The organism is Pedobacter flavus (genome assembly GCF_036324285.1).
GTDB lineage: Bacteria > Bacteroidota > Bacteroidia > Sphingobacteriales > Sphingobacteriaceae > Pedobacter > Pedobacter flavus.
The window spans coordinates 698,871-711,785 of sequence record NZ_JAZDQU010000002.1; the positions used below are offsets into that span (position 1 = coordinate 698,871).

At 32.2% G+C, this 12,915-nt stretch carries 8 protein-coding genes; 7 read left to right on the plus strand and 1 reads right to left on the minus strand.

Features of this window, described 5'->3' with window-relative positions; genetic code table 11:
* The first annotated feature begins 98 nt into the window (after positions 1-98).
* The 7 genes from dinB to VRU49_RS09240 all read left to right on the plus strand — a co-directional run bounded on the left by dinB (position 99) and on the right by VRU49_RS09240 (position 11,043).
* Positions 99-1,265 (plus strand): DNA polymerase IV, encoded by a 1,167-nt coding sequence (gene dinB, locus VRU49_RS09210; protein WP_330146488.1) that lies wholly within the window; start codon positions 99-101, stop codon positions 1,263-1,265.
* A complete protein-coding gene (locus VRU49_RS09215) occupies positions 1,265-4,231 on the plus strand; it encodes a DNA polymerase III subunit alpha (RefSeq protein ID WP_330146489.1) in 2,967 nt (988 codons plus the stop codon). Before dinB ends, VRU49_RS09215 begins: the two co-directional genes overlap by 1 nt.
* A gap of 120 nt (positions 4,232-4,351) precedes the next feature.
* The gene (gyrA, locus tag VRU49_RS09220) at positions 4,352-6,871 is read left to right on the plus strand and encodes a DNA gyrase subunit A (RefSeq protein ID WP_330146490.1); all 2,520 of its coding nucleotides are present in this window, start codon (positions 4,352-4,354) and stop codon (positions 6,869-6,871) included.
* A 33-nt stretch (positions 6,872-6,904) separates the two neighbouring features.
* Positions 6,905-7,975: a tetratricopeptide repeat protein gene (locus VRU49_RS09225; protein ID WP_330146491.1), complete on the plus strand. Its 1,071-nt coding sequence runs from the start codon at positions 6,905-6,907 to the stop codon at positions 7,973-7,975.
* Positions 7,976-8,056: 81 nt separating this feature from the next.
* On the plus strand, positions 8,057-9,163 hold the full coding sequence (locus tag VRU49_RS09230; protein ID WP_330146492.1) for a tetratricopeptide repeat protein: 1,107 nt from the start codon (positions 8,057-8,059) through the stop codon (positions 9,161-9,163).
* A 174-nt stretch (positions 9,164-9,337) separates the two neighbouring features.
* On the plus strand, positions 9,338-9,736 hold the full coding sequence (locus VRU49_RS09235) for an Imm50 family immunity protein (RefSeq protein ID WP_330146493.1): 399 nt from the start codon (positions 9,338-9,340) through the stop codon (positions 9,734-9,736).
* An 86-nt stretch (positions 9,737-9,822) separates the two neighbouring features.
* Positions 9,823-11,043 (plus strand): TCR/Tet family MFS transporter, encoded by a 1,221-nt coding sequence (locus VRU49_RS09240; protein ID WP_330146494.1) that lies wholly within the window; start codon positions 9,823-9,825, stop codon positions 11,041-11,043.
* A 2-nt stretch (positions 11,044-11,045) separates the two neighbouring features.
* Here the strand turns inward: VRU49_RS09240 and VRU49_RS09245 are convergent, their stop codons facing one another.
* On the minus strand, positions 11,046-12,389 hold the full coding sequence (locus VRU49_RS09245; protein WP_330146495.1) for a PhoH family protein: 1,344 nt from the start codon (positions 12,387-12,389) through the stop codon (positions 11,046-11,048).
* Positions 12,390-12,915: the final 526 nt, after the last annotated feature.

Genomic DNA, 12,915 nt, shown 5'->3' on the forward strand with positions numbered 1-12,915 from the left:
CATTAAATGCTTAATGCTTCATTTTCAAAACTTTATTAAAATTATAAACTTTATTTTTTACTAAAAATATTAGTATTATATTTGCTAATAATTTTAGTATGAAAACAGATTCAAAGCAAATAATACATATAGATCAGGATGCTTTTTTTGTTTCCGTAGAAATTAAAAAAAATAGTTCACTTGCGGGTAAACCAATTATAATAGGTGGTTTATCAGATAGAGGAGTAGTAGCATCTTGCAGTTATGAAGCTCGAAAATATGGGGTTTATTCGGCTATGCCTAGTAGAATGGCCAAGCAGTTATGTCCACACGCCATTTTTATTAAAGGAGATATGGCAGATTACACGAATTACTCGCAACAAATTACCGAATTATTAAAAGAGCGCGTTCCTGTTTTAGAAAAGGCAAGTATAGACGAGCATTATATAGATATGACGGGTATGGATCGGTTTTTTGGGTCCATGAAATTTGCGCATGAATTGCGACAATCTATACTCCATCAAATAGGATTACCTGTTTCGTTTGGTTTATCCATCAACAAAACTGTATCTAAAATTGCAACCAATGAATGCAAGCCAAATGGCGAATTATATGTTAAATCTCATGAAGTACAAGATTTTTTAAATCCACTTTCTATAAAAAAGATTCCAGGATTAGGGGATGCCACTTACTTAAAATTAAGTGAAATGGGCGTTCGGAAAATATTTACATTAAGTCAGATTCCGGCAGATTTAATAGTAAAAGTATTGGGTAAAAACGGATTCAGCTTATGGCAAAAAGCGAATGGCGTAGATTTAACACCAGTTGTTCCGTATCGGGAGCAGAAATCTATCGGCACCCAACAAACTTTTGATATAGATACCATGGATGTGCATCATATTAAAGAAATTATCACCGGAATGGTTACCAATATTGCTTATGAATTGAGGCAAAAACAAAAGCTAACCGCTTGTATTACCGTTACCATTAGATATTCTAATTTCGAAACAGTAACGCAACAAGCAAAAATTCCCTACACATCCTTAGATACAACACTCATTGCTAAAGCAAAAGAATTATTCGATAAAGTGTATAACCGAAGAATGCTACTCCGATTAGTAGGCGTAAAATTATCGCACCTAGTGGGCGGACACGAACAAATAGAACTCTATGGTACAGCAGAGCGTAAATACAACCTCTATCAATACATGGACAAGGTGAGGAATAAATATGGTATTTCTGCGGTACAATTGGCCACCACCATACCTCCAAAAAAGAAATATTAATGTTTTTAAGTGTTCATTCTCAATATAGTCTTAGATATGGTACCCTAAGCATAGCTCAAATTATAGATTTGGCTTTGGCGCATGGCGTACAATCGTTAGTACTCACAGATATTAATAATTCTACCGGCTGCATGGAATTTATCAGGGCTTGTAGAGAGCGAAATAGAACACTGCCCAATGAACAACATCTTAATCCTTTAATTGGAATTGACTTTAGAGATGATTATAATTTTTTATATCTCGGAATTGCCAAAAATAAAGAAGGGATGAAGGAGTTAAATGATTTCTTAACGCTACATAATTTAGAAAAAAAGCCATTCCCAGCTGTACCACCATCACTAAATAATGCATATTGGATATTCCCATTTAAAAACTATCCTTCGACCTTACCAGACCATGCTTTTGTGGGTATACGAAAAGAAGAACTAAACTTTTTGCATAAATTAGATTTACAATTTCTAAAGAATAAATTGGTTATTTATCACCCTATTACAATAAGTGATAAAAAAACACATCGTGTTCATCAATACCTGCGAGCCATAGAGGAATCTACTTTATTAACCAAAATTGATCCCCACAAAACTTGTAAACCCACAGAAGTATTTACAACTATTGAAACCCTTAAAAATCAGTTTGCACAATATCCTTTTATTATAGAAAACACACATCAACTCCTGCAAAATTGTACCACCAGTATGTACGATTTTGGACATAAAAACAAAAAAACCTTTACTGGGACAAAATCAGACGATGTAGCTTTCTTAAAAAAACTAGCTTTAAACGGACTAGTTTATAGATATGGGCGGAAAAACAAGGTAGCACACGAAAGATTATTAAAAGAACTAAAAGTAATAGACGAGCTAAATTTTTGCGCGTATTTTTTAATTACATGGGATATCATTAGATATTCTATGAGCAGGGGTTATTATCATGTAGGCAGAGGCTCTGGGGCCAATAGCATAGTGGCATACTGCTTAAAAATTACCGATGTAGATCCAATAGAATTAGACCTTTATTTCGAACGTTTTCTGAACCATAAACGTACTTCGCCACCTGATTTTGACATAGATTATAGTTGGGATGAGCGAGAAGATGTACAAGACTATATCTTTAAAAGATATGGGAGAAACCATACTGCATTATTGGGTACCATGAGTACGTTTAAGGATAGATCTATCATTAGAGAAATAGGTAAAGTAATGGGTTTACCTGCTTCAGAAATAGAAAGTTATACAGACCCGACTTTAAACCTAGATCATCAAGATCAATCGGCATTAAACAAAATAAAAGCCATATATACTTATATAAATGGATTCCCAAATCAGCGTTCTATACATGCTGGAGGTGTTTTAATTAGCGAAGAACCTATAACTTATTATACCGCATTAGATTTACCTCCCAAAGGAATGCCAACCGTGCAATGGGATATGTATGAAGCAGAAGCTATTGGCTTAGATAAATTTGATATTTTAAGTCAACGTGGTATTGGACATATTCGGGAAGCAGTAAACTGGGTATCCCTCAATAAAGGCATAACCATTGATATACATAATTTCGCTGCTTTTAAAAACGATAAAACGGTAAACGAGCGATTAAAAATGGCCGATGCCATCGGTTGTTTTTACATAGAATCTCCCGCAATGCGCCAATTATTAGCCAAACTAAATTGTGAAAACTACCTTACACTAGTAGCAGCAAGCTCTATAATTAGGCCAGGAGTGGCCAGTTCGGGGATGATGAAAAGTTATATCCAAAATTACCATAACCCTAAAAACATAAAATACTTACATCCTGTAATTGAAGAACAACTCAAAGAAACCTATGGGATTATGGTTTATCAGGAAGATGTAATCAAAATTTGCCATCATTTTGCTGGATTAGACCATGCAGATGCAGATATCTTGCGAAGAGGGATGAGCGGAAAATATAGATCGAAAGTTGAATTTGATAAATTAAAAGATCGATTTTTTGAAGGTGCAAAACAGCTAAACAGAGATTTAGAAACCACATTAGAAGTATGGCGACAAGTCTCAAGTTTTGCCGGATATAGCTTTTCTAAAGCACATTCTGCCAGTTTTGCGGTAGAGAGCTATCAATCTTTATATTTAAAAACCTATTACCCTATGGAATTCATGGTTGCGGTTATAAACAACTATGGCGGATTTTATTCGCGCTGGTTGTATGTGCATGAATTACAGAAAACAGGGGCTAATGTGCGCTTACCCTGTGTTAATCATAGCGACACAAAAGTGAGTATTTCAGGAAAAACAGTTTATTTAGGCTGGGAAAGAATTGCCGGCTTAGAAACTAAATGGGCGGAATTAATTCCGCATGAACGTAAATTGAATGGGGTTTTTACAAGCTTAGAAGATTTTTTAAAAAGAACAGAGATCACATTAGAACAATGTATTTTACTGATTAGGATAGGGGCTTTACGATTTACCAAACAAAGTAAAAAAGAATTATTATGGAATGTACACCTATTATTAGGCACTAAAACTAAACCTTCCAATACATCTACTTTATTTAATGAACCCGTACCACAATTTCAGCTCCCAGATTTAGAAACCACTTTATTGGAAGACGCTTATCAAGAATTAGAACTATTAGGATTTTCACACAGTCTAACTCCATTTGAATTATTACAAACAAAATATCGGGGGATGGCTTTTGCAAAAGACTTAAAAAATTATGTCGGGAAAACCGTTAAAATGGTTGGTAACTATGTTTGCGAAAAAACCGTTTACACCAAAACAAATACAAAAATGTGGTTTGGAACCTTTTTAGATGTAAATGGCGACTTTTTTGACACCATTCATTTCCCTAATTCTACCCCAAATTATCCATTTCGGGGAATGGGTTGTTATTTAATTTATGGCAGAGTAATAGACGACTTTAAAGTCTATGGGATTGAAGTATTGAGGTTTGAAAAACTTCCATTCAAGAAAAATCCTATTTTGCCCTAAACAGAAAGTAATTTCCACATAAATCTATTTATCAACAATGCCTTTATTTAGTCATAATTTATTAAATTCGCATGGTTAAAACAATCTGAAAATAATGCAGATTGACTGAATAAAAAAATTATGGCTGAAGATATAGAGAATCAGGAAAACGATAAGATTATCCCAATCAATATAGAAGAGCAGATGAAGTCTGCCTATATCGATTATTCAATGTCTGTTATTGTTTCTAGGGCATTGCCTGATGTACGAGATGGTTTAAAACCAGTACACAGAAGAGTGTTATATGGTATGCTAGACCTTGGTGTTACCAGCAATAAACCGCATAAAAAATCTGCCCGTATTGTGGGGGAGGTTTTGGGTAAGTATCACCCACATGGCGACTCATCCGTATATTTTACTATGGTACGTATGGCTCAAGATTGGAGTTTACGTTATCCAATGGTAGATGGTCAAGGTAACTTTGGTCATATAGATGGCGATAGTCCGGCAGCTATGCGTTATACGGAAGCACGTTTCGCGAAAATTGCTGAAGAAATGTTGGCAGATATCAATAAAGATACAGTCGATTTCCAAAATAACTTCGATGACTCTTTACAAGAACCATCGGTATTACCAGCAAAAATCCCTAATTTATTAGTGAATGGAGCATCAGGTATTGCAGTAGGTATGGCAACCAATATGGCGCCACACAACTTAACTGAGGTAATTGAAGCAACTATTGCATATATAGACGATAACGAAATTACTATCCAGGATTTAATGAAATTGGTAAAAGCACCAGATTTCCCAACTGGAGGTATAATTTATGGTTATTCTGGTGTTCAAGAAGCTTTTGAAACTGGGCGCGGAAGAATCGTAATGCGTGCAAAAGCCGAAATAGAAACCGTTCGCGATCGTGAAGTAATTATTGTTTCTGAAATTCCTTATCAAGTAAACAAAGCCCAAATGATTGAGCGTACTGCTGAATTAGTTGGTGAGAAAAAAATTGAAGGAATTTCTAATATAAAAGACGAATCTAATAAAGAAGGTATTAGAATTGTTTATGAAATTAAAAGAGATGCAAATGCGAGCATCGTTTTAAACAATTTATATAAATATACCGCATTACAAACTTCATTCAGTGTAAACAATATTGCGTTGGTAAAAGGCCGTCCGCAATTATTAAACCTTAAGGATTTAATAAAATATTTTGTTGAACACAGACATGATGTAATTGTTAGAAGAACACAATTCGAATTAAATGAAGCACAAAAACGTGCACATATTTTAGAAGGGTTATTAATTGCATTAGATCATTTAGATGAAGTAATTAAATTAATTAGAGCTTCTAATACTCCAGAAGATGCTAGAACAGAATTAATGGAGCGATTCGGATTATCAGATATTCAAGCCCGTGCAATTTTAGATATGACCTTACGTAGGTTAACAGGTCTGGAAAGGGATAAAATTAAAGATGAATATGCTGAGTTAATGGCATTAATAGAAAGATTGAAATTAATTCTATCTGATGAAGGCATGAGAATGCAAATCATTAAGGATGAGTTAAAAGAAATTAGCGATAAATATGGCGACGAACGTCGTACTACCATAGTTCATTCTGCTGAAGATATGAGCATGGAAGACTTTATTGAGGATGAGGAAGTGGTTATCACCATATCTCATGAAGGTTATGTAAAACGTACACCTGCAACTGATTATAGAGCTCAAGGAAGAGGTGGTAAAGGCGCTAAAGGAAGTACTTCTAGAGAAGAAGATTTTATTGAACATTTATTGGTGGCTAGTAACCATAATTATATGTTGTTCTTTACCGAAGCAGGTAGATGTTTCTGGTTAAGAGTATATGAAATCCCAGAAGGAACAAGAACTAGTAAAGGAAGGGCTATTCAGAACATCATTAATATCCCTAAAGAAGAAAAAATCAAAGCCTATATTAAAGTTAAAAATCTTAAAGATCAAGAGTATCTAGAAAATAACTTTATTATTATGTGTACTAAGAAAGGTACCATTAAGAAAACTTCGTTGATGGCTTACTCTAGACCTAGAGCAAATGGTATTAATGCAATTAATATTAATGAAGGCGATCAATTATTAGAAGCAAACTTAACAACTGGATCTTCTGAGATTATTATTGCATTAAGATCTGGACGCGCTATTCGCTTTAACGAAGAGAAAGTTAGACCAATGGGTAGAACTGCAACAGGGGTTAGAGGTGTAACTTTTGCTCATGATAAAGATGAAGTAGTTGGTATGATTGCTATTGACGATAAAGAATCAACTATTTTAGTGGTTTCTGAAAAAGGATACGGAAAACGTACTGATTTAGAAGATTATCGCGTTACTAATAGAGGTGGTAAAGGTGTTAAAACCATAAATGTTACCGAAAAAACTGGTGAATTAGTTGGCATTAAAGACGTTACTGATAGTGAAGATTTAATGATTATCAACAAATCTGGTATTGTAATCAGAATTCCAGTGGCCGATCTTAGAGTAATGGGTAGAGCAACTCAAGGCGTAAGGTTAATTACCCTTAAAGGTGATGATGAAATTGCTTCAATTACTAAAATTGAGCATGAAGAAGAGGAAGAAGTAACTAATGAAACAGAAAATTTAGATTCAACAGAGGTTGCAGAAAGTGAATAATAACTATATTAGGCAACAGAAAATTAAATTAAAATGAAGAAAGTAATTTGGAGTATAGCATTATTGTGTTCAGCTACTGGCGTATTTGCTCAAAAAGCTGAAGTTGCAGAAGCTAAAAAGAAGTGGGGAATGTATCAAATTGTAATGACACAACCTACTGATAAACAATTGGAATTATTAAATGGTGGTTTAAAAAACACTGATAATGCAATTGCAAATGATAAAACTAAAGAATTGGCAGAAACTTGGGCATATAGAGCATTATTTGCATCTTCTATTGCTGTTGTTGATACCAATAATTTAGATAATGCTAAAAAGCATAGAACAATTGCAGAAGAAGCAATTAGCAAAGCAACTGCATTAAAACCAACAAAAGGTGATCAAGAAAATATTGATATCTCTAAAGAAAATTTAGATGCTTATCTAAGAAATTCAGGAATATTGAGTTTCAATCGTGGTAATTTTAAAGATGCTTTAAAGATTTTCCAAGAATTAGCTGTAGCTAATCCACAAGATACTTTAATGTACGGCAATATTGCTTTAGCAGCAAGTAAAGCTGGAGAATTCCCATTAGCGATTGAGAATTATAAAAAATCAATCAGCATGGGTTCGCCAGATGCAAAGGTGTATTACCAAGAGATTTATTTAATTTATGTAAATGAATTAAAGGATTCTGTAGCAGGTATGAACATCATTCAAGAAGCTTCTGCTAAATATCCAGATGAAGTATATTTTATCGCAAATGAGACTGATTTACACATGAAATCGGGTAACTTAGACAAAGCTTTCTCACTTTTAGATAAGCTAATTGCTAAAAACCCTACTAATGTTAATTATCAAAGAATTAAAGCAGATACTTATTTCAATTTAGCTTTTGATGCTCAAGAGGAAGTTAAAAAATTAGAAGAAGCAAAAAAATTTAAAGAGGCTGATTTAGCTGTTAAGAAAAAGGAAGAAGCACTTAAAAATGCTTTACCTGTTTATTTAGCTATAGAAAAAATTACACCTGATGATCAAGAATTAATTAGAATCATTAGAAATGTTTATTTCGCTCTTGGAAATAACGAAAAAGCAGACGAGTACACTAAGAAAATTAAAAATTAGTCAGTACTAAATATAAAATTTTAGAAGAGGGGAGTAGTCCCCTCTTTTTTTTTGATTAAATTTACCAGAAATACTATTGAAATGGTTAAACGTTGGCTAATCTTATTGTTGTTAATTTTGAGTATTACTACAAATGCTCAAAATATTAATATTAAATCAGCAAGAAATACCGTTGCTGAGTTAGAAAAAAGTGTACTCAAAAAAGAATCTCCAGCCAACCAAATAAAACTAATTAAGGCAGGTTTAAAATCAATTGAAAACGCAAAATTGAATAGGAAAGTAGCACTCAATTCAGAACCTTATGCGTTATCAGCATTTCTTCAATCTTATTATGCTCATTTAGATGAAGGCGATTTAGGTGAACAATTATTAGAAAAAGCTGAATTAGCTTTAGATACAGCTATTAAATACGATAAGGAAGAAATGAATACCAAATATATTGAAGCAACGAAATTCAATATTCAGCAAAAGAAAATTAAGCTGGCCAATGCCGCATTTAAGGAAAAAAATTATGAAAATTCTTTAACCTTATTTAAAGATTTAAGTGCTGATAAACCTACAGATACTTTATTTGCTATAAACGGTGCAGTTTCTGCTATATTTCTGCAACGAAATACGGATGCTTATAATTTAATGAAGCGCGCTGCCGATAATCATGCGCGTAATATTTCGGTTTATCAATTTTTAGGTCAGTGGTATGAAGCTAGACTAGAAATTGATTCTTCAGTTCATATTTTAGAACAAGGATTAAAACTTAATCCAGGAAATCTAACTCTTAACAATCAATATATTAATGTCTTATTAAACAATAAACGTTATGCTAAAGCGACTGAAGCTTTAAAAATTGCGCTAGATTTTAATCCATATATAGATAGATTACAATATTTAGATGGTTATGTGCATCACCAAAGAGGAAATTTTAAAGAGGCTACAGCTGCTTATTTAAAAGCAATTCGTCAGAATAATTATTATTTCGATGCTTATTATCAATTAGGATTATTAAAAATTGATGAATTTAAGTTAAAGAATGATAACAAAATTCTAATTGAAGCTGAGGATAATATTACTCGGGCTTATAATCTAAAGCCTAATGATAAAAATGTTATTAATCTATTAATTGAGATCAATACTTTTTATAAAAGATGGAATACAGTTTCCGAATTAAAAAGGAGATTGGTAGAGTTATAATCTATATTTCAATAATGCAATATAATAGGATGATTATTAGTTTCATCGAACTTACAAAAAACACAACTTAACATAATATTAATTATATAACAAATATATTTTATTCCTTTAACCAGTTCTAACTTGAATTTTTTAAGAATTATTTATAATTTAAACCTTAAAAATTAATGTATTATGTGGTTAACATTAGTAAATAATAATATCGCGGTAAGTAGTATTTACAAAGAAATAATCCCATCATTAAAAGGAATTTTTATTCATGAATTTAATTTTATAACTGGACCAGTTTTTTCAATTCTCTTAAAATTCGATTTATCAGAATTACCTATAGATATTCCAGCAGAATGGAACGAAACTGATTACAATACAGTTCAACTTCAAATGGAATTTTATGAAATTAAATTAGATACTTTTGATTTAAATCCTTCAAACTACAAGAACGGACACTTATTAATTGAAAATTTATTCGATCATAAATTAATTACTTATATAGATAGTGCCGGAAGTTTAGTTTTCAGATTTACATGTTCAGAAATATTCGTTAAATCTCTTTCGGGCTATTTAAATAAATGATGAATAATTTTTAATTGTATAATTTGCGTATAAATTTTAAATTCGCCCCCACTCTATTAATTTTTTAAAAATAATAAAGCCATTATATGAAAAATAAAAAATCTGCCGTAGGCTTTATTCTTGTTACTTTATTAATAGATTTTACAGGTTTTGGAATAATTATTCCAGTTTTACCAAGTCTTATTGAATCATTTACAGGAGGCTCTACAGCAAATGCGGCAATTTACGCAGGTTGGCTAACGCTTTCTTATGCAGTTGTTCAGTTTATTTGTGCGCCAATTTTAGGAGGTTTAAGCGATAAATATGGTCGCCGACCAGTTTTATTATTCTCATTATTTGGTTTAGGAATCGATTATCTGTTTCTAGCCTTTGCTCCTTCGATTGTATGGTTATTTGTAGGACGTATTATTGCTGGTATTGCTGGAGCAAGTTTTACAACTGCACAAGCATATATTGCCGACGTTAGTTGTCCTGAAAAACGTGCTCAAAATTTTGGAATGGTTGGTGCTGCTTTTGGAGTGGGTTTTATAATTGGACCCATAATTGGTGGTGTGTTTAGTCAATACGGTACTGAAGTTCCCTTTTTAATTGCCGCAGGTTTATCATTGGTGAATTGGTTATATGGCTATTTTATTTTGCCAGAATCATTAGCTGTAGAAAACAGACGTCCATTCGAATGGAAAAGAGCAAATCCAATTGGTTCATTTTTAAATATTTCTCATTATAGAGGCATATTAGGCTTATTAATTGCCTTATTTTTACTCTATATTTCTGGTCATGCAGTACAATCTAATTGGGCATTTTACACCTTAGAAAAATTTAAATGGACCGAAGCCGATATAGGTTATTCGCTTGGTTTTGTTGGTATTGTTGTTTCTATAGTACAGGGAGGATTAATTAGAATTATTATTCCAAAACTCGGACAAAAACTATCTGTTTATGTTGGTTTAATGTTTTATATAATCGGATTTACATTGTTTGCTTTCGCTACAGAAGGATGGATGATGTATGCCTTCATGATTCCTTATGGTTTAGCGGGTATCGCAGGTCCAGCCATTCAAGGTATTATTTCTAATTCAGTACCTAATAATAGTCAGGGTGAAATGCAAGGTTTATTAACCGGTTTAATGAGTATTGGATCAATAATTGGTCCTTGGGTAATGTCGCATATTTTTGCACATTATATAGATAAAAACAATCCTATCTATTTTCCAGGTGCGCCATTTATTTTAGCCGCTGTACTAACTTTTATCGGGTTATTTTTCTGTATTAAGAGCTTAAATAGATTGGTTTTAAAGCAGAATTAATTTTACAATAATTCATTTGCTAAGTTGGCCAATTCACTTCGCTCACCTTTATGTAAAGTTATATGCGCATAAAGCGGATGAGATTTAGCATTTTCTATTAAGTAAGATAGTCCATTACTTTCTGCATCTAAATACGGGGTATCTATTTGATAAATATCGCCTGTAAAAACAATTTTAGTGTCCTCTCCTGCTCTAGAAATTATGGTTTTAATTTCGTGCGGGGTTAAATTTTGAGCTTCATCAACAATAAAGAAAATTTTACCTAAAGTTCTTCCTCTAATAAATGCTAAGGGGGTGATGGTTATTTTTTCCTGACTTACCCAACTGTCAATCTTCAAACTCATGTCTGAGTCTTTTGAGAATTGCTCTTTTATAAATTTTAAATTATCCCAAATGGGCGACATATAGGGATCAATTTTAGATTTTACATCACCCGGAAGGTAACCTATATCCTGATTACTTAGTGGTACAATTGGTCGCGTTACATAAATCTGTCTAAAATTTTTACGTTGTTCCAAAGCACAGGCCAAAGCCAGTAAAGTTTTTCCAGTTCCTGCATTTCCTTGTAAAGTAACCAATTTAATAGCTGGATTTAATAGCGCATGCATAGCTGCCTGCTGCTCTAAATTTCTTGGAGAAATATTAAATATCTTATTTTTTTCTACCAGCTCCGTTTCATTCTTCTTTAGATTATAAAATACTGGAGTAGTACTTCTATTTTTCTTAATGAAATAAAAATGATTTTGTTGAGGCCAATTTATTGGCGCATTGGGAACTATTTTTTCTAGCTTAATCTCATTAATAAATTCTGCATCTACATCCTTTAAAGAGGTTATTCCGGTATATAAATCTTCAGCATTTTTAATCTTACCTGTTTCATAATCTTCCGCTAATAAACCTAATGCTTTTGCTTTTATCCTTAAACATGTGTCTTTAGATACTAAGGTTACCTTACTGTAATTAGCTTCTTGCTGAAGGTAAAGTGCTGTATTTAATATTTTATGATCAATTTTTTCAGATCCTAATATTGTTTCAGCATCAATTTTACCTACTTTTTCATGAACCACAATTTTAAACCTTCCTGGTTCACCATTTGGGAAAGGAATCCAATCATTTATTAATTTATCTTTCGAGATTCTATCTATTAGTTTAATAAATGCTCGAGCTTCAAAATTTCTATTTTCATTACCATTTTTTAAATTATCTAATTCTTCTAATACCTGAACCGGTATAGCCACATCATGTTCTTTAAATTGATGAATAGCTATATGATCGTATAATAAAACAGATGTATCTAGTACAAATAATTTTTTTTGTGAATTAGGTTTTATTTTTTTTGTGGTCATTATAGTAATAAAAATAAGCAATTTACATTAGAAAAATCCAACAAATTGCCTTAAATGCAAAACGGAGCCCTTTTTCTTTCGAATAGGTACTCCGTTTTTTTCCTTAAAAAAACCGTAATTAATTTAAGGTTTTCAATAATTAATATTACTTCTATCACTTTCTATCTTATTCTATAAAGAACAGTAGTTTGTGCGCTTAAATTTTCTTAAAACTCCATAGAGCTTTAGTTGAAAATTTTAAGTTTCTGAATTAGTAAAACATTTAAAAGTCAATATAAATTGAACTTCTAAACTATTCAAGAGAACTTGATAGTTGATTTTACATTTTGAGTTCATGAAACACTTTCCGTTAGGTAGTTTTTTCATTTTTGAACTCATTCAGATTTTCAAAGTACTTCGTTATTGATATATTCTAAGTTACATGCATGATCAAAATTTTGCAAGAAAAATTGATGAAAATTATTAACAACTTATTAACCAGTATCTTACACTTATTAACATTGTTTTTTGTTTAAAATCGGCCTCC